The sequence below is a fragment of the Gluconobacter wancherniae NBRC 103581 genome, assembly GCF_007988885.1.
Classification (GTDB): domain Bacteria; phylum Pseudomonadota; class Alphaproteobacteria; order Acetobacterales; family Acetobacteraceae; genus Gluconobacter; species Gluconobacter wancherniae.
Map to the genome: position 1 here is coordinate 1,443,003 of NZ_BJUZ01000001.1, position 17,025 is coordinate 1,460,027.

Consider the following 17,025-nt stretch of genomic DNA (forward strand, 5'->3'; position numbering starts at 1 on the left):
TAACAACGTGTTGCAAGACTAGGATGTGCAAATGAAGCACATTCTTGTTCTTGCAACCCTGCTTTCCGCGGGAACCGTCTCTGGCGGCCCGGCGAGTGCTGCCTCTCTGGCTGAAATTGCCCGTGCTCATTACCATGCAGAATGGGCCGCTGACCCTGTCGATGCCACCATGGAAGGTGTGCATGATGGTGATGCACGTCTCAATGACGTTTCAGAGCAGTTTATTGCCACGCAGACACTCAGGCTCCATGCAGAACAGGAAGAACTTCAGGCACTCGACATGTCTGGTGCGTCGCTGCAAGAAAAAGATGACCGCGACATTCTGCTTGCCAGCCTGAAAGGTGAGCTCCTCCTGAACGAGGTCATAAAGCCTTATCGGCATGATCCAGACCATTACATTTATCTTGTAACGAACTCGCTGTACGGGCTGATTGCACGTAACTACGCAACGCCTGAAGCACGCATGAAAGCGGCGATAGCGCGCCTCAGACAGTTTCCAGCCTTTTTGTCTGCCGCCCCCAGACAACTAGACCACGTACCAGCAGTTTTTATCGAAGTGGCGGATGAAGATCTTCTGGGCGCTCTGGGATTTATCGGCAACGATGTTCCTACGGCCTTTTCTGACGTCCATAATCCGCAATTGCAGAGTGAGCTGGCCAATGCTGGCCGTGATGCCGTGGCCGCCCTTCAGCATTTCCGGTCTTTTTTGTTGCAGCTGAAGCCGGATGGAAATTTCGTTCTTGGGCGCGAAGCAATGAAAACCCTGCTCGCAGCCGATATGGTGGATACCCCACCTGAGACAATCATCTCATTGGGTGAACAGAATCTGGAGAAAGACAGAGCAGATTTCCTACAAGTTGCAGCTCAAATAGATCCGAAGCATCCGATGAGCGCGTTGCAGGAGATCCGACAGGACCATCCCTCCCTCCAAAACCTCATTCCCACAGCGTTAAGCCAGTTGAAGGAATTGCAGGATTTTGTGATTGCCCACCACCTTGTAACGCTGCCATCGCTGGTTTTGCCCGAAGTCGTGGCGACACCGCCTTTCGAGCAGGCCCTTATTTCGGCCGCAACCGAATGGCCCGGACCATTCGAAAAAACGTTCCTGCCATCATTTTACGACATCACGCCGCCCTCCCCAGCCCTCACACCATTGCAGGCTGAAGAAGCCCTGGAGGATTTCAATCGCCCCGCGCTCCTGAACACCACCATTCACGAAGTTATGCCCGGTCATTTCGTGCAGGGGCTTTATCTGTATGCACATCCGGAGTGGTCGTTGATTCGCAGAGGCGCAAATTCCTACACCACAACGGAAGGATGGGCGCATTATGGCGAGCAGATGATGGTGGAACAGGGCGCAGATGATCACAGCCCCGCCCTTCACCTGATGCAATTACAGGATGCTGTGCTGCGTGATTGTCGCCTTCTGGTATCGTTTGGAATGCATATGCAGGGCATGTCCCTGCTGCAGGCGACACAGATGATGGAAACCCGTTGTTTTCAGTCACCGGCGGCAGCTTACAGGGAAGCACGGCGCGGTACCGTCGATCCGGGATATTTTTCCTATACATTGGGAAAACTGATGATCCTGAAACTCCGTAAAGATCTGCAGCAAAAACAGGGAAACAGCTTTTCACTACAGAAATTTCATGATGCCATTATGGGATCAGGCCTCGTACCGCTCAGAGCAATCCGCCGCGAGATGACAGGTCAGGACGGAGACCTCCTTTGATCATCACCGCGCATGATGCCCTGCTCATTATTGACGTGCAGAACGACTTTCTTGACGGTGGGGCCCTTGCTGTGCCGAACGGCACCGAAGTTGTTGAACCGATCAATAGACTGGCCCACGAGCCGTTCGGAGCGATTATCGCAAGTCAGGACTGGCACCCAGCGCGACACTGCTCCTTCAAGGAACAAGGGGGCCCATGGCCGGTGCATTGTGTTGCAGGCACATCAGGGGCGAAATTTCCGCTGTTGCTGGATGAGCGTCCCATCACACAGATCATACGGAAGGGTACATCCCCAAGTCGGGACAGTTACTCCGCTTTTCTGGATAATGACCGCGAGACAAAAACCGGTCTTGACGGGCTTTTGAAAAACCTCGGCATACAGCGAGTTTTCATCACGGGTGTGGCCTTGGATTACTGTGTCGCAGCAACAGCCTTCGACGCAGCGAATCTAGGCTACGAAGTCCATGTCATCCCCGAAGCCTGCCGGTCGATCGCAGACGATTGCTCCGATCTTTTTTCAAAATTTGAGAAAGCTACGATTCGGCTAACCGACCTCGCGAAAATCTAATTTTTTCTGAAGAACTTACCGAATCAGCTAAAGACCTGAGGCGCCGCAGGCGATACACGATTCGCAAGGGCGGACCCAGCTCTCAGAAAAAGCCAATTGCCCGCATTCAGGGCAATCAAACAATAAGGTTTTTTTCGTATTGGATCTGACGAGGAAAAAGCGCGAAGATGGTGCGCCCTGATGGACTCGAACCATCGACCCACAGCTTAGAAGGCTGTTGCTCTATCCAGCTGAGCTAAGGGCGCAGCAATATCCTCTGTGACTGGTCGGGGCGCCCGGACTCGAACCGGGGGCCTCTTGTACCCAAAACAAGCGCGCTACCAGGCTGCGCCACGCCCCGAACCGAAGCGGAACCTAGGGGCTAAGTTCCGGATAAGCAAGAGGGTTTTTTCAATCTTCTTCGCTTCTTACGAGCGGAGGAACAAAAAGTGGTGCTGTATCCCACGGAAACAGCACCCAAGTATCCTGTGCGACCTCAGTTACGAAGTGATCGGTGTGTGGTTTTCCGTCAGGTTTTGCATACAGGCATGCAAAAACAGCCTTTGGCATCAGTTCGCGGACAAGCTTTGCCGTGATTCCAGAATCGACGAGATCGTCTACAATCAGAAAACCTTCTCCATCGCCAGCAGCAGGCGCAGGCTTCACAACCTTTGGCTTGTGCTGGGAGCCTTCTTCTTCGGCATAGCTGATGACGGAAATGCTCTCGATAAGCCGGCATCCCATCTCACGACCGAGAATCGCAGCAGGAATGAGGCCGCCTCGCGTGATCGCAACGATCCCGCGGAACGGACCGTGTTCTTTCATCAAAGATGCAGCGAGCTGGCGTGCATCACGATGGAGCTGGTCCCATGTAACTGTAGCGTAGGTGATGGGCATGGATGGTTTCGCTGTCTGTGTGGCTGTCATGCTCATCATCTGCCCTCCACAGCGCGATTTTGCAATAAACTTGCGTCACTGAATTGCCTATAGATACTCAAATGACTGACCCGGCTTTACGCTCCCTCCCAGGCCTTCCGGCCCTTATCGTCGGAAGAATTTTCTCGCAGCTATCCGCGACCACGATGACCATCGCTATCGGGTGGCAGATCTACACGCTGACACACAGCGTTGCCGCCCTTGGTTATCTGGGGCTGGTCCAGTTCCTGCCAATGGTTCCACTGACCTTCGTCTCTGGCCACGTTGCAGACCGCTTCAACCGGCGCACGATCGTTCTTCTCTGCCAGATCGTCGAAATCCTCAGCACGGCAGCTATTGCTCTTGCTGCATGGATGCATGCCCTGACCCCGATCATGATCTATCTTTTCGCGGCGATGTATGGCGCGATCCGAAGCTTTGAAATGCCCTGCCAGCAGGCTTTCCTGCCAGCCATTGCCCCCCCGGCACTCCTGCCACGCGCTCAGGCTCTGATGTCGTCCCTGTTCATGACGGCTTCGATCGTAGGGCCGAGTCTCGGGGGGCTCCTGTACGGGCTGGGACCTTTTACCTGCTACAGCATTTCCACACTGGGCTTTGTCATTGCCTTTTGCGGCACACTTGCCCTGCGCCTGGATCACACCCCTCCCCCGAAAGCTCCCATCACGCTGGCATCCGTATTTGCTGGTATGGGATTTCTAAACAAACGTCGCGACCTTCTGGGCGCTATTTCAATGGATCTGTTTGCGGTCCTGCTGGGCGGGGCAACCGCGATGCTGCCGGTATATGCTGACAGTATCCTGCATGTAGGCCCGGTTGGGCTTGGCCTGCTCCGCGCTGCACCCGCTATAGGCGCGCTGTTGATGTCATGGTGGCTCTCTACGCGCCCCCTCGGACGTCACGCAGGGCGCACCATGACGATTTCAGTCGTGGTGTTCGGAATTGCCACAATCGTCTTTGGTATCTCTCATGTTGCGTGGCTTTCGATTCTGGCACTGTTGGTTCTTGGGGCATCTGACGTCATCAGCATGGTGATTCGTGGATCGCTCATACAACTCGCTACGCCCGATTCGATGCGTGGACGCGTATCAGCAGTAAATGCCCTGTTCATTGGCTCGAGTAACCAGTTGGGCGAATTCGAAAGCGGAATGCTTGGAACGGCCATAGGCCCCGAAGCAGCGGTCGTCGCAGGCGGTATCGGGACAATCGTCGTCGCAATAACGTGGATCCCAATGTTCCCACGCCTGTGGAAGCTGGATAGACTGGAAGACGTAAAGCCTGAGGAAGTCTAAAAAACAAACAGCCTTTGCTCAGGCGAAGGCTGTGCTTCGTCTAAGGCTAGTACATATCAGTTTCATGAAAAAGCTGTGGCTCCCGAAGTAGGACTCGAACCTACGACCCAGCGATTAACAGTCGCTTGCTCTACCAACTGAGCTATTCGGGACCAGCGAGGGCTTATCTAGCCAAACGAGTTCGGCGGGTAAACCCCTTATACAAAGGTTTTTTTACACGGATTCCCTGCGAGATCTCTTTATTGCGCAGAAGACCTAAAAGCTCTTTAAAAAGCCATGTAAAAGCAAATTTTTAGGAGAAAAGGCTGGCTCCCGAAGTAGGACTCGAACCTACGACCCAGCGATTAACAGTCGCTTGCTCTACCAACTGAGCTATTCGGGACCAGCGAGGGCTTATCTAGCCAATGCTGCCGGGCGGGTAAAGCCCCCTCTCCCGGATTTTTTTACATTTCAGAGAAAATTTCGCGAAAAGCCTGATTATTCAGAGGTTTTCACGGCCTTTCGTCGCCAGAACATCAACGCGTTCGTTATTTTCATCGCCTGAATGTCCCTTGACCCACAGCCATTCGATATCGTGCGGCTTTGCTGCATCCAGAATACGGCGCCAAAGATCCATATTCGCAACAGGGTCGCCCGCAGCATTACGCCAGTTACGACGGACCCAGCCCGAGTGCCAGCGCGTAATTCCGTTTCTAAGATACTCGCTGTCAGTATGAAGCTGGACCTTGCAAGGACGTGTCAGAGCTTCCAGTGCCTCTGCCGCTGCAGTCAGTTCCATCCTGTTATTGGTTGTCTCAGGATGACCACCGAGCATTTCTCGCTCTTTGCCTTTGCACCGTAGGAGCACCCCCCATCCGCCTGGTCCAGGATTTGGCTTACAGCCACCATCCGTCCAGACTTGCACGAATGTCTGATCCGAATCAGTTTCAGACATCAGTGCCGCCCCTGAAAATGTCGTAACCGCCAGAGATACGCGAGCGGATCCTTCCGGGTTACGAGCGCGTTGGCGGGGGTATTGATCCAATCATAAAGTCTGGTCAGCAGAAAACGCATCGCAGCCCCCTGACACAGGATCGGAAGCGCATTTTTCTCAGCGGCAGACAATGGGCGGACTGCTTCATATCCTTCCAAAAGAGCCATAAAGAACGCAGAGTTAAAAATACGCTCATCCGTGAACGTCCATGCGTTGAGACAGATCGCCAGATCATACGCAAGGAAGTCGGTGCATGCGAAATAGAAGTCAATCAGACCAGATACCTGCCCGTCCCTGAAAAACACATTATCAGGGAATAGGTCCGCATGGATTTGTCCCGTAGGGAGTGCATCCTTCGCAGGCCATTCAGCAACGATCCGTTCCAAACCCTGCTCCAACTCAGATGTAAGGCCCGGCAGAATCGTATCGCCCGTTCCACTGCAGCTTCGAAGGAGCGGTCCCCATGCGTCAGGTGCAAGAGCATTTCGACGCGTGGCACTATAGCCTTTGCCAGCAAGATGCAGCTTCGCAAGCGCCGCACCGAGTTCCCGGCAAAGCCCCTCATCCAGAACAGACGCAGATACACCGGGAAGAAACGTGGTGATTGCCGTTGGCCGTCCCGCAAGAATCTTCAGGGGTTTCCCCTCCCGGTCATTCACCGGGAGAGGGCATGTCAGCCCTGCTTGGGCCAAATGCTGCATGAGCCCCAGAAACCACGGCAGTTCCGATGCCTGAACGCGACGCTCGAACAGGGTGAGAATAAAATCCCCCTGCGTTGTCCGCAGGAGAAAGTTACTGTTCTCAACGCCTTCAGCAATCCCGTGAAACGAGACAAGCTGACCTATGTCGTATGTGGCAAGAAACGCCTCAAGCGTCTCGGCCGCCAGTTCCGTATAGACGGCCACGACAGATCAGGCTTCGTCCGCGCTGGCCAGCGGGCCAGGAAGGCGGAAGTTAATGTTTTCTTCCTTCACGATCCGCTCTTCGATCTTCAGCGTATAACGCTCGGCAAGTGCGTTCACCATTTCCTGCACCAGACTTTCCGGAGCAGAAGCACCAGCACTGATACCAAGCGTGTTCACACCCTCAAGAACGCTCCAGTCCAGATTAGACAGCTTCGGGATCAGTAGCGCACGACGGGCACCTGAGCGCTCGGCCACTTCTCGCAGACGCTGGGAATTGGAGGAGTTGGGAGAACCGATGACGATCACCAGATCACTCTCTGGTGCAATTGCCTTCACAGCTTCCTGGCGGTTCGTCGTGGCGTAGCAGATGTCTTCGCGCTTCGGACCTTCGATCAGCGGGAATCGATCACGCAGAATGTCCACAATCTCGGCCGTATCATCCACAGACAAGGTGGTCTGGGTGATGAATGCGAGGCGTGTGGGATCTGCTGGCTGGATCGTGCGCGCTTCTTCTGCATCATTGATCAGCGTTACGGCGCCAACGGGCAACTGCCCCATCGTCCCAACAACTTCCGGATGCCCGGCATGACCGATCATCAGGATATGGCGCTGATTCGGCCCGCCATCGGCAAAGTGGCGCTCGGCTTCGCGGTGAACCTTGGAAACCAGCGGGCAGGTTGCATCCAGATAGAGCAGGTTACGGCGCTGGGCCTCGGCTGGCACGGCTTTCGGCACACCATGCGCTGAGAAAACGACGTGGCCGTCTTCTGGCACTTCATCGAGTTCCTCAACGAAAATGGCGCCTTTTTCCTCAAGGCCTTCCACAACCGTGCGGTTGTGAACGATCTCGTGTCGCACATATACGGGCGCGCCATACCGGCGCAGAGCCTCTTCAACGACGCGGATCGCACGGTCCACGCCTGCGCAGAAGCCACGCGGACCGGCCAGCAGGACACGGAGAGTTTTCTGGGATGCTGCCGTGGCGCCGTCGGCACTGGCGGAGGCAAAAATCGTCTGATCTGACATGGTGTTCCCCAAGCGGGCGTAGTTCGATAATGTAGGACCAGTATCGGACGGATTGCCATTCGTCGCAACGTCCGGCCTGCTTTCTGGGAGTTTCTTCAGCAGATGCCAGCCTTCCGGCGCCTTGCCCCGTCCTTCTTCATCCCGGCATTCGCCGTGATGGCGCTCTCGACCCTGGCCGGTTGCGACGAATCCAACCAGAGCTTTTTTGCTCCCGCATGCCCGGCGCTCGAAATGCCTGGCGTCGCATCGGACCGCTTCGTCTATGACGGACGGGGCCTCGATGTGGGAAGTCTCGTCAGCCATACCCAGATCACATCTCTCTCTGGCAACTGCGAACGCGGCCCTGATGGCCCGCACAAGCAGTCAATGGTTCGCACCCGCCTGAGCCTTGCCATGAACATTACCCGTGGCCCGGCTGAAAAGGACGGCTCCATTGATGTTCCATATTTCGTGGCGGTGATGCGTGACGGAAAGATCGTCGACAAGAAAATCTTTACCGACACTTTCCAGCTTGCCCCGAACGTGAGCACCCAGCAGATCCGCACGGACCTGAGAATCATCGACCTCCCGCAGAGTTCAAACCCTCAGGCAAACCCGTACACCCTAGAAGTTGGCTACCAGCTGACACGGGATGAGTTGCAATATAACCGCCAGCATCTCCCTCCGGTTTCGTTTCACTCTCATTCCGAATAAGCTGACCGGATTTCCTCAAGCCGGAACTGGTCATGAAGCAGCGTAGACGGTCTTTTTCTTCTCATCGTTTCACCAAAAGCCGTCCGCTGCGCGTTATCTGTACGACAGGGTTCTGCATGTCCTTCTCTGAAGGATATACGGCCGAAACACCCTCAAGCGCTGCAGCTTCCGAAGAACGAATCACAGTTCATCACGCCGAACGTCCCGCAATACAGAACTTCCCCCGCGCAGGCTTTATTGAGCAGGCCCGAAGGCTGACTGCCAGTCAGAACATTGCACCGGTGGGGCAGCAGCCAAAATGGGGTAACTTCAATCGCGGAAACGGCGAAGGCAGCGGATTCGGTCCAGTTGGCCGATACGGAATTGCGCCTTGGGCAGAAGACTGGTCGTACCTGCGGGACAAACGGACCCGGAAAGATTTTTTCGACCCTCTGAAGTTTATTGCACTGAATAGAGATGGCACGATCTGGCTCTCTCTCTCAGGGCGCAGTCGCGCGCGCAACTGGTACAACCAGTTTCCGATGCTGGGCGCAAATACACATTCTCATTCTGGCCGCTTCACGACACGTAACATGGTGGGTGCCGACCTCCATATCGATAAACATGTGCGGATTTTCGGGCAACTCATCAACGGCACGGCGGCCGGCTGGTCAGGCTACGGTTACAACAGTACGTTTCGAAAACGTCTCGATGTGGGACAACTTTTTGCCGAATACCAACAAACCATTGGCAACGCTCGCACAGGCGTCATCTTCGGGCGGCAGCAGTTTCTCGATGCACCGTCTTACATCATGTATGATCGTGAAACACAAAATGTCCAACTAACGTGGAATGGCCCAAGAGCCTACGCCGTGTTCCCTCATGTGCGTTTTGACGCCTACGATTTCGTCGGCACAAATATTACGCCGCGCGCAATGCTTCATGATAATCAGGACTGGACAACAAGACTTTACGGCCTTGATACTACCTTCGACGTCCCAGCCTTCAATATTGGAAACCAGCATATACGATCCTATCTGGATCTTTTCTGGATCGGATTTCATCTGGGCGGGAAAAGCGGCACGCTGACCAACATCTCCTCGTCAAATATTCCATCCACGATCACAGGCGCCACAACCCGCAACAATTTGGGTTTTCGTTGGTACGGAACAGCCCATAATCTCGAATATGCGCTGGGTGCACTTTGGCAAGGCGGCCGATTTACACAATACGCTTCAACATATAGCCGGAACGTTTCGGCATATGCCATCAACACAACACTGGGTTACCGATATCCGGCAGGCCCTCTGCACCCCTTCGCAGGACTTCAGACAGATCTGTATTCCGGCGGAAACGAGACGCGCAGCGAGGGTAAGGTCAATACGTATATTGCACCATTTTCCCCTCAGAATCCTTATCTGGATTACACTGGATATGTGGGTGCCGGAAACCTTGTCAGCGTCGCTCCGGTTCTGATCGGAAGTCCCGGGGGTTCTGTCTCGCTGAAAATCAAGGCACCTCTCCTTTGGCGGCAAAAACATGGGGGCAGCCTCTATTCCGTCAATTCTGCTTACAATCTACCAAAATTCCATGGGCATTTCGTAGGCATCGCACCGAACGGACTGTTCACCTGGGCGATTTCCCCACACCTGAACTGGGTTCAGGATTTCGCATGGTTCGAAGCCTCTCGCGGTATCCGCAGAGCTGGCGGTAAAAGCGGTGCCTTCTATCAGTCCACTTTCTCCTTCGCCTTCTGAACAATGTTGCGATGCCAGACCGCACATCGTAAGGCCCCAGTAACAGAACGTATGGTTGGGACACTTCCGGAATGAATTATATGGACGGCAAAGAACTGACCATCCGCGGCATCGTGCTTGGCGCGCTCATTACCGTAATCTTCACGGCTGCGAATGTGTATCTTGGGCTGAAGATTGGCCTGACGTTTGGCTCGTCAATTCCCGCCACGATCATCTCAATGGCCCTGCTTCGCCTGATGGGAGGCGGCACGACCCTCGAAAACAACATGGTCCAGACGCAGGCTTCCGCCGCTGGAACACTTTCCTGCGTTTTTGCAGCCCTACCTGCGTTGATCATGGTCGGATACTGGCACGAATTTCCCTATTTCGTGACCTTCCTCGTAACCATGGCTGGTGGAATGACCGGCGTGCTCTTCACCATTCCGCTTCGTCGGGCCCTGGTCACCAACTCTGACCTTCCCTACCCCGAAGGAACAGCCTGCGCTGAAATCCTCAGAGCCTCCTCTCCAGAAGGGGACGCTGACAGTCTGCGCGCCTTGACTGCAGGCAGCCTGGTATCAGCTGGTGTCGCGTTTGCAACATCCGGCCTACGCATCCTGTCCGATGGCTTTTCCGTTGCAACGACAGCAGGAAGTTCTGCCTTCAGGCTGACAGGCTCGTTCTCACTTGCCCTGCTCGGCACTGGTTATCTGGTAGGAATTGGCGGCGGCATTGCAATGCTGGTCGGCGTTCTGATGGCATGGGGTGTCATGGTGCCTGTTCTGGGTCATCTGACCCCTTCGGCAGCACCACTGGCCGCAGCCTCAGGGATCTGGCTACATAAAGTGCGCTTTATTGGCGCAGGCGCTATCGCCGTCGCAGCAATCTGGACGCTCCTCACACTGGCTGGCCCAGTCGCAAAAGGGCTTCGGGAAGCCCTTTCTATCAGTCATCGCGCGACTGAAGACGAAACCGACCGCGATCTTTCTCCCCGAATCATGATCACCTTAAGCGTCGGTGTGGCCATCATACTCACTGGCCTTTTCACGAACTTCCTGTGGCCAGTCATGTCGCATGGTGCTCCGTTGCTCACGCTGGTGGCTCTTGGTGTGATCGCATGTTTTGGTCTGGGTTTCCTGGTTGCCAGCGCCTGCGGTTACATGGCCGGTATTGTAGGCTCGTCTTCGTCACCGATTTCGGGCGTCGGGATTATTGCAATCATCATTATTTCGCTCTGCCTCTGGGGACTTGAGAGCAGCGGAATACTGTCTGTGACCCAGCGCCCTCTCGCCATCGCATTCGGGCTTTTCATGCTCTCGGCAATCACTGCCTCTGCCGCGATTTCCAACGATAACCTGCAAGACCTCCGCACAGGTCAACTCGTTGGCGCCACGCCGTGGAAACAGGAAATCGGGCTGCTGATTGGCTGCGTTACCGGCGCCCTGGTTATTCCTTGGGTCCTGCAAATTCTTTATCAGGCTTATGGATTTGTGGGCGCCATGCCACATGACGGCATGGACCCCGCACACGCGCTGGCAGCACCCCAGCCCGCTCTGATGGCAGCCATTGCCACAGGTATCCTGACCCGTAGTCTTGACTGGAATATGCTGGAAATTGGAGCCCTACTGGGCATCGGCATGATCGTCGCAGACCTGATACTACGCCGCAGAAAGCTGGCAATGCCACCACTTGCCGTCGGGATGGGAATTTATCTTCCCCCGGAGGTCTCCGTCACGATCGCAATCGGTTCCGGTCTGGTCTGGCTCTTGCGCCGCTTCCCACAGGAACGCGGAACAATGATCGCTTCAGGCTTTATCGTTGGAGAAAGTCTGGTGGGTGTCGCACTGGCAGCCATGACAGGCGCGACCGGCAGTGCTGACACAATTGCCATTTCCCTCCCCGCCCTGATGAGATCCGGACTGGGGTGGGCTGTCTTCGCTGGTGTCTGTCTGTGGTTTGCAAGGAAGGTCAGGCAATCCGCCTGACCCCACTTCAACCCTTAAGCCACCACTGAACGGGCTCAGGCTCAGCCTTGGCTTTCACCGGAACCGAAACGGCTACCGGCGCTTCATCAATTACCGGCTGTTCAGGGCGTTCCTTGCGGGGACGCCCAACCGGGCGCGGAGAACGCTGCGCTGCCGTAGCTGCGAGTTCACGTGCCTGATGCACCTGCGCCTTGAGCGTCTGAATAATGTCCTGATGCTCGCGCAATTCCTTGCTGAGCTCAGTAACTTGAATACGCGTGTGAGCCGCACGTGTTTCCAGAACCTTAATCTGGGCACGAGCTTCCCCCAGATGACGCTCTGATTCTTCGCAACGGCGCTGCTCGCGCTTGACCGACTGTTTCAGGCGCTCAATTTCGTCCTGATCGTCCTGAATTGCAACGCGAGGCGCTGCGTTGCGACTGTTCTGGTGCTCCACCACAACCTGTCCATCACGCACAAAACGCCTGCGACGCTCCTGTGGCTGCTGGGCATGGCGTGCATTCTGGGAGCGACCGGAGCCCAGACGCGACAGCGCCTGGCGCAGTGCGTCTTCGGTGACCTGATGATCGTCCTGCATTCTTTGTTCTTCAACCAAATATAATGATCTGCATGTATCGGTAGCCAGACTGCCCGTTTGATACGGACGAAAGGTCGATCAGGAAATTCCCGATCGACAGCAGCATGGCCTGGCTACAGGGTGAAAAGCTGGAAATATCTGAATTTTCAGACATTCGAACTGGGCGCAATATAACAGCGAATTTTGCCCCTGTCACCAAAACAATAGGCTTCTTTGCCTAGTCTCCAGTATTTATTGCATCGTTTTTCCACGTCCCCGGCTGCCATAAAATATCATCCCGTCCGTCATTATTGGCATGGCGCCCAAACACGAAGAAATAATCCGATAGCCGGTTCAGAAAACGCATACCCCCAACAGGGGCATTTTCCATTTGAACGAGCGCCCGCTCGGCCCGGCGCGCAACCGTTCGCGCAAGATGGGCATGCGCTGCTACGAGCGACCCTCCTGGCAAAACAAAGCTGCGCAATTCAGGCTGGGACAATCGCAGAGCTTCAATCCGCGCCTCCAGCCAACGCACAGCTTCAGATGGAAGTGAAGACGGGCGCCCGGTGACTGGCATGCAAAGATCCGCACCAAGATCGAAAAGACACGACTGAAGGCGCGCGATATCTGCCACGTGGACAGAAACAAGACGATCATGCTCCACGTGGTAACGCAAAAGGCCTAAGGTCGCATTGAGTTCATCAATGCTCCCCATCGCCTCTATTCTCGCACTTCCCTTCGAAACACGAGTGCCGTCTCCGAGGGAGGTTTCTCCCCCGTCGCCGCCCCGTGTCACCACGCGATCGATGCGGATATTCATTCCCGAAACCTCAGGAATGGCGGCCAAAGCTGTGGTGATGACCACGGATCGTATGATCACCCATCAGATCGCGAGCACGGCCAACATGTGACTGCTCCATCTTTACCGTGTCCGCTGCCAGCGTCTTTACATCGGCTGAGGAAGCGCTCTGAGCTTCACTGCTGGCGGCAGTATCAAAAGCTGCACCATTCCCGCTGACAACTTCACGTAGGAAAAGGCGGTCGAATGATGAACCATAAAGATGCGCGAAGGAATCAATGTGAGCCTGATCAGCCGTATCGATCTTGCCGGAGACAGTCAGGTTTGATGTTGAGGCGATCTTAGCAACAGCAGCGCGGCTGGTTGTATGATCAGCAACAACAGTAGCAGCAAATGCCTTCAGAGTGTCACTGTTGCTATGTGTCGCCGCGAGACCCGCAATCGCAATCTGCTTCATGTCCATTTCATCAACCTGCTGAATGAACGCAGCATCAGCCGTGCTCAGAGATGCCTTCGCTGCGGATGGAAGCGGCGGGGCTGGCGGCGGATTCGGAGCAGTACAGGCGGCAAGAGCACAGAGCATTGCAGTTGAAGCAGCAAGTGCCGCACGTGAGATGATCGTCATTGGAAACTTCTCCTTAGTGAAACAGGATACGGAGAGGACACACATGACGAGGACACTCTCCCGGAAGACGAGGCAATGCCACAGGTCAGCTCTTCCTTCACGTAAAGACATGCTACATTGCAGCCATGTCCGCAAACACCACGACAACGCAGCATGATCGTTTCTTTCGAGGTATCCTTGTCTTTGCAGCTTTTGCTGCTGGGACTGGCGTAGCTCTTGGAGCCTTGTCCGCACACCTGCCTGACAAAGCGTTCGCGCTTCCATCTGGCCGGGGCATGCTTCACTCTGCCGTCGAAATTCAGATGTGGCACGCCATTGCCCTTTGCGCGCTGGCCCTTGGCAGAGATCGTCTGGCACGCTGCTGGGCACGTTGGTCGTGCTCAATGATGGCGGCTGGAACGCTCATTTTCTGCGTGTCGGTAATAACGCTCGCTTTTACGAATCTGACATTCGACAAGGTTTCAGTAGGAAGAGTAGCACCATACGGTGGCACCCTACTGATCCTGTCCTGGGCGGCCACAGCAATGGCCGCAATAAAGGCTCCGCACCGCAAGAGCTCGGACTAATGCTCAGGTCCGTTTACGGAAAATCCTGATCAGCCATAGCCCGATAAACTGGGCCAGAAGTGCCAGTGCGAAGCAAACCAACATGACCGCAGTCAAAATCAGCTGCTCGCGGCCAAGCCCCGAGTTTATATGAAAAAAGCCATAAAGCGATTGCCACGCACCGGTCCCGGCAACTTTCTGCATGCCATGAATGGCAGGCTTCCAGAAACGAAAGATCGCCATAAACGCCAGCGTGAGGCCAATCAGAATCGCTGTTCTGATGAGCGTTACGGCAACGCTGACTTCCTTCTGACCCTTGTTTTTATTGTGTTTTAACCGATCTTCTGAAGACATGATATTCCGACTGAACTGAGGTTTAATCGTCGTGATCCCGAACCTGCGTTATGACATGCAGCAGGCAACATCAATGAAAGCCTTGTTTATGCGTACATTCCTATTCGCCGCAGCCACCGGATTCGCCCTCGCCGCAGGGACACTCGCATCAGCATCTGCTGCGACGCCTGCCCCAAAACTCACGGAGACATCTGCGCCTCCGGTTGCGGAGCCATACCCCGATACGTCCCTCGCTCATACCCAGGTACAGGAAGCGTTCAAGACAGCCGCAAAAACGCACCGCCGCGTTCTGCTCGTTTTCGGCGGAAATTGGTGCCCGGATTGCAAGATGCTCGCAGGGATTTTTGCACTTCCTGATGCTGCACAATGGCTGGAAAACCAGTTCGTCATTGTTCCTGTCAATGTTGGGCGCATCAATACCAATCTGGACCTGGCCCAGAAATATGGCGTGACGATCAAAGCTGTCCCAACCGTCATCATCATTACGCCAGAAGGTCATGCACTGAATGGCGATGGATCAACAGCTCTGGGGAATGCTCGCAGCATGTCTCCTCAGGCAGTAATCGATCTGATTTCTGAGTGGAACAGCCGCAAGTGAACTGCATCCCCGGCATAAAACCCGGGGATCATCGCTTCCACGTCCTGTTATCCCAACAGGACGTGCTCAGCTTCCTGAACGACCTCAGCAAGTGCATCTGCCTCGAACGGTGAGGCAAGACCGGCTTCCGCAACAAGCTCCGAAAATGGCTTGGAACCACCTTTTGCACATAAAGCGCGATAGGTTTCCAAAGTGCCCGCACTGTCAGCACGAGAGTGCAGCCAAAGCTGCAATGCACAGCACTGAGCGAGTGCATAATCAATATAATAGAATGGCAGTCGGTAGATATGCAGTTGCGCCTGCCAGCGGCCACCCTTCGCGGGATATGCCAGATCGCCCCAGTCGCGCCACGGCATGTAGAGCTTCTCAAGCCTCTGCCACGTCGCATGACGCTCTTCAGCGCTCATCTGTGGTTTTTCATAAACTTCGTGCTGAAAATGATCGACACAGACGCCATACGGGAAAAACGCCAGACTTCCGATCAAATGCATGCGCCGATAACGCTCAGCCGCACCATCTTCGACCAGTTCTCCTATCTGTGGCCAGGTCAGAAATTCTAGCCCCATGGAATGAATTTCAGCAGCTTCCATGGTGGGCCAAATCTGATCGATCCAGGGCAGATCACGGCTTTTCCAGTTCTGGAACGCATGACCCATCTCGTGGGTAAACACCCCGATGTCATTATGTGTGCCGTTAAAATTGGCAAAAATATATGGCGTCCCTTCCGTCGGAAATGACGTGCAGAACCCGCCGCCTGCCTTGCCGTCCCGATTTTTGAGGTCGAGATAATCCTCATCGCGCATCCGGGCGTAAAAACCGGCCATTTCTCCGCTAGCATCAAGATCACGGAACATTGTCTCCGCACGCTCGACCAGCAGATCATATCCTCCCGCAGGAACAGGGTTGCCTTTAGGGTCGATCAAGGCTTCGTCCCATGCCCGGAGGCGGTCCCAGCCCATTTCCAGGCGCCTGCGCTCCAGAATGGACTGGATCAGCGGGGTAACGTGGGTCAGCACCTTTTCCCTGAATGCCGCGACCTGCGTGGGCCCATAATCCGTGCGCCGCATCCGGCGATAGCCCAGAGCGGTGTAGTTATCGAAACCTAAGGTTTTAGCCATCCGGTCACGCAAAGAGACAAGCTTGCCATAAAGCTCATCAAGGGCCGCTCCATTTTCCTCAAAGAATGACCAGCGGGCTGTCTCAGCCGCATGCCGGACATCGCGGTCCAAGCTTTCAAGGTAAGGCACGAGCCCTGAAAGGTTGAGCGACTTTCCATCAAACGGAATTTTCGCCGACGCGAGCAACGCGGTGTATTCGCCCGTCAGACGTGCCTCTTCCTCAAGGTCATGACTGATCCGCGGATCGAAAGTAGTTGTATCGGATTCCCACAACCGCACCACATGCGGCGTCACAATCTCCATCAGCCCTGCCCGATCAGGGTCCGCAAGAAGGCGCTTCTTGATTGTGATTTCGTGGTCTGTGGCAACAGGCGAAAGCCTGTCTGCGTAGTCACGTTCTGCCTTGGCAGCTTCATCCTGCGTATTACGCGAGAACTGGAGGTAAACGTGAGACGCCCAAGACTCATATTCCCTGCGTACGACGTCAAACGCCTGCAAAGCCTCCAGCCTGTGACCTGCATCCAGATATGCCGCGACTGCTGCATATCGTTCACGCAGAAAAACTTCGTCAGGACGCTGAAAAGAAAGAGTTGAGAACGGAGGAATTGTTTGTGTCATGAACACG

General features: G+C 54.9%; 18 protein-coding genes and 4 tRNA genes. 8 read left to right on the forward strand and 14 right to left on the reverse strand.

Translation table 11 applies throughout. The features are described 5' to 3' along the window. The first annotated feature begins 31 nt into the window (after window positions 1-31). Together GWA01_RS06765 and GWA01_RS06770 are read left to right on the forward strand one after the other, a co-directional pair. Complete coding sequence (locus tag GWA01_RS06765; RefSeq protein WP_146795197.1) at window positions 32-1,732, forward strand: DUF885 domain-containing protein; 1,701 nt, start codon at window positions 32-34, stop codon at window positions 1,730-1,732. After that, the gene (locus GWA01_RS06770) at window positions 1,729-2,301 is read left to right on the forward strand and encodes a nicotinamidase (RefSeq protein WP_146795199.1); all 573 of its coding nucleotides are present in this window, start codon (window positions 1,729-1,731) and stop codon (window positions 2,299-2,301) included. The genes GWA01_RS06765 and GWA01_RS06770 overlap by 4 nt, the downstream gene beginning before the upstream one ends. 168 nt (window positions 2,302-2,469) lie before the next feature. Here the strand turns inward: GWA01_RS06770 and GWA01_RS06775 are convergent. The 3 genes from GWA01_RS06775 to gpt form a co-directional block, all read right to left on the reverse strand. After that, a tRNA-Arg gene (locus tag GWA01_RS06775) sits at window positions 2,470-2,546 on the reverse strand. Window positions 2,547-2,564: 18 nt separating this feature from the next. Further along, window positions 2,565-2,641 (reverse strand) — tRNA-Pro (locus GWA01_RS06780). 50 nt (window positions 2,642-2,691) lie between these two features. Beyond that, entirely contained in the window at window positions 2,692-3,216 is a 525-nt protein-coding gene (gene gpt / locus GWA01_RS06785; protein ID WP_146795201.1) for a xanthine phosphoribosyltransferase, read from the reverse strand. 62 nt (window positions 3,217-3,278) lie between these two features. Between gpt and GWA01_RS06790 the strand changes: the two genes are divergently transcribed. Beyond that, window positions 3,279-4,505, forward strand: a complete 1,227-nt coding sequence (locus GWA01_RS06790) for an MFS transporter (protein ID WP_146795203.1) — start codon at window positions 3,279-3,281, stop codon at window positions 4,503-4,505. A 76-nt stretch (window positions 4,506-4,581) separates the two neighbouring features. Here the strand turns inward: GWA01_RS06790 and GWA01_RS06795 are convergent. The 5 genes from GWA01_RS06795 to ispH form a co-directional block, all read right to left on the reverse strand. Beyond that, window positions 4,582-4,657: transfer RNA gene (locus tag GWA01_RS06795), tRNA-Asn, on the reverse strand. A 154-nt stretch (window positions 4,658-4,811) separates the two neighbouring features. Continuing rightward, window positions 4,812-4,887 (reverse strand) — tRNA-Asn (locus GWA01_RS06800). Window positions 4,888-4,986: 99 nt separating this feature from the next. Continuing rightward, a complete protein-coding gene (gene rnhA, locus GWA01_RS06805) occupies window positions 4,987-5,439 on the reverse strand; it encodes a ribonuclease HI (RefSeq protein ID WP_146795205.1) in 453 nt (150 codons plus the stop codon). After that, window positions 5,439-6,383 (reverse strand): homoserine kinase, encoded by a 945-nt coding sequence (locus tag GWA01_RS06810; protein ID WP_146795207.1) that lies wholly within the window; start codon window positions 6,381-6,383, stop codon window positions 5,439-5,441. Before GWA01_RS06810 ends, rnhA begins: the two co-directional genes overlap by 1 nt. A 6-nt stretch (window positions 6,384-6,389) precedes the next feature. Next, window positions 6,390-7,409, reverse strand: coding sequence for a 4-hydroxy-3-methylbut-2-enyl diphosphate reductase (gene ispH / locus GWA01_RS06815; RefSeq protein ID WP_146795210.1), 1,020 nt, complete (start codon window positions 7,407-7,409; stop codon window positions 6,390-6,392). A gap of 102 nt (window positions 7,410-7,511) precedes the next feature. Between ispH and GWA01_RS06820 the strand changes: the two genes are divergently transcribed. The 3 genes from GWA01_RS06820 (at window position 7,512) to GWA01_RS06830 (ending at window position 11,802) form a co-directional block, all read left to right on the forward strand. Then, a complete protein-coding gene (locus GWA01_RS06820; protein WP_146795212.1) occupies window positions 7,512-8,102 on the forward strand; it encodes a hypothetical protein in 591 nt (196 codons plus the stop codon). A 32-nt stretch (window positions 8,103-8,134) separates the two neighbouring features. Further along, complete coding sequence (locus GWA01_RS06825; RefSeq protein WP_146795214.1) at window positions 8,135-9,838, forward strand: alginate export family protein; 1,704 nt, start codon at window positions 8,135-8,137, stop codon at window positions 9,836-9,838. A gap of 71 nt (window positions 9,839-9,909) precedes the next feature. Then, window positions 9,910-11,802 (forward strand): OPT family oligopeptide transporter, encoded by a 1,893-nt coding sequence (locus GWA01_RS06830; RefSeq protein ID WP_146795216.1) that lies wholly within the window; start codon window positions 9,910-9,912, stop codon window positions 11,800-11,802. Window positions 11,803-11,809: 7 nt separating this feature from the next. On the opposite strand, the gene GWA01_RS06835 is transcribed toward GWA01_RS06830, so the two are convergent. The 4 genes from GWA01_RS06835 to GWA01_RS06845 form a co-directional block, all read right to left on the reverse strand. After that, window positions 11,810-12,379 (reverse strand): hypothetical protein, encoded by a 570-nt coding sequence (locus GWA01_RS06835; RefSeq protein ID WP_146795218.1) that lies wholly within the window; start codon window positions 12,377-12,379, stop codon window positions 11,810-11,812. A gap of 10 nt (window positions 12,380-12,389) precedes the next feature. Continuing rightward, window positions 12,390-12,533 carry a hypothetical protein gene (locus GWA01_RS13005; protein WP_186819477.1) on the reverse strand — a complete coding sequence of 48 codons (144 nt, stop codon included), beginning with the start codon at window positions 12,531-12,533 and terminating at the stop codon, window positions 12,390-12,392. A gap of 63 nt (window positions 12,534-12,596) precedes the next feature. Next, window positions 12,597-13,181, reverse strand: coding sequence for a cob(I)yrinic acid a,c-diamide adenosyltransferase (locus GWA01_RS06840; RefSeq protein WP_146795220.1), 585 nt, complete (start codon window positions 13,179-13,181; stop codon window positions 12,597-12,599). Between the two features lie 10 nt (window positions 13,182-13,191). After that, window positions 13,192-13,785: a DUF4142 domain-containing protein gene (locus GWA01_RS06845; RefSeq protein WP_146795222.1), complete on the reverse strand. Its 594-nt coding sequence runs from the start codon at window positions 13,783-13,785 to the stop codon at window positions 13,192-13,194. A 125-nt stretch (window positions 13,786-13,910) separates the two neighbouring features. Between GWA01_RS06845 and GWA01_RS06850 the strand changes: the two genes are divergently transcribed. Next, window positions 13,911-14,351: a DUF423 domain-containing protein gene (locus GWA01_RS06850; RefSeq protein WP_146795224.1), complete on the forward strand. Its 441-nt coding sequence runs from the start codon at window positions 13,911-13,913 to the stop codon at window positions 14,349-14,351. A gap of 3 nt (window positions 14,352-14,354) precedes the next feature. Here the strand turns inward: GWA01_RS06850 and GWA01_RS06855 are convergent, their stop codons facing one another. After that, window positions 14,355-14,684, reverse strand: coding sequence for a hypothetical protein (locus GWA01_RS06855; RefSeq protein ID WP_146795226.1), 330 nt, complete (start codon window positions 14,682-14,684; stop codon window positions 14,355-14,357). A 31-nt stretch (window positions 14,685-14,715) separates the two neighbouring features. On the opposite strand from GWA01_RS06855, the gene GWA01_RS06860 reads away from it, so the two are divergent. Then, entirely contained in the window at window positions 14,716-15,282 is a 567-nt protein-coding gene (locus GWA01_RS06860; RefSeq protein WP_229315972.1) for a thioredoxin family protein, read from the forward strand. Window positions 15,283-15,329: 47 nt separating this feature from the next. Here the strand turns inward: GWA01_RS06860 and GWA01_RS06865 are convergent, their stop codons facing one another. Beyond that, window positions 15,330-17,018, reverse strand: a complete 1,689-nt coding sequence (locus tag GWA01_RS06865; RefSeq protein WP_146795229.1) for a M3 family oligoendopeptidase — start codon at window positions 17,016-17,018, stop codon at window positions 15,330-15,332. Window positions 17,019-17,025: the final 7 nt, after the last annotated feature.

Coding starts and splice junctions, on each gene's coding strand:
- GWA01_RS06835 (WP_146795218.1), bottom strand. CDS start 12,379: ATGCAGGACGATCATCAGGTCACCGAAGACGCACTGCGCCAGGCGCTG.
- GWA01_RS06850 (WP_146795224.1), top strand. CDS start 13,911: ATGTCCGCAAACACCACGACAACGCAGCATGATCGTTTCTTTCGAGGT.
- GWA01_RS06765 (WP_146795197.1), top strand. CDS start 32: ATGAAGCACATTCTTGTTCTTGCAACCCTGCTTTCCGCGGGAACCGTC.
- GWA01_RS06825 (WP_146795214.1), top strand. CDS start 8,135: ATGAAGCAGCGTAGACGGTCTTTTTCTTCTCATCGTTTCACCAAAAGC.
- GWA01_RS06820 (WP_146795212.1), top strand. CDS start 7,512: ATGCCAGCCTTCCGGCGCCTTGCCCCGTCCTTCTTCATCCCGGCATTC.
- rnhA (WP_146795205.1), bottom strand. CDS start 5,439: ATGTCTGAAACTGATTCGGATCAGACATTCGTGCAAGTCTGGACGGAT.
- GWA01_RS06865 (WP_146795229.1), bottom strand. CDS start 17,018: ATGACACAAACAATTCCTCCGTTCTCAACTCTTTCTTTTCAGCGTCCT.
- GWA01_RS13005 (WP_186819477.1), bottom strand. CDS start 12,533: ATGTCTGAAAATTCAGATATTTCCAGCTTTTCACCCTGTAGCCAGGCC.
- GWA01_RS06855 (WP_146795226.1), bottom strand. CDS start 14,684: ATGTCTTCAGAAGATCGGTTAAAACACAATAAAAACAAGGGTCAGAAG.
- GWA01_RS06830 (WP_146795216.1), top strand. CDS start 9,910: ATGAATTATATGGACGGCAAAGAACTGACCATCCGCGGCATCGTGCTT.
- gpt (WP_146795201.1), bottom strand. CDS start 3,216: ATGATGAGCATGACAGCCACACAGACAGCGAAACCATCCATGCCCATC.
- GWA01_RS06845 (WP_146795222.1), bottom strand. CDS start 13,785: ATGACGATCATCTCACGTGCGGCACTTGCTGCTTCAACTGCAATGCTC.
- GWA01_RS06840 (WP_146795220.1), bottom strand. CDS start 13,181: ATGAATATCCGCATCGATCGCGTGGTGACACGGGGCGGCGACGGGGGA.
- GWA01_RS06790 (WP_146795203.1), top strand. CDS start 3,279: ATGACTGACCCGGCTTTACGCTCCCTCCCAGGCCTTCCGGCCCTTATC.
- ispH (WP_146795210.1), bottom strand. CDS start 7,409: ATGTCAGATCAGACGATTTTTGCCTCCGCCAGTGCCGACGGCGCCACG.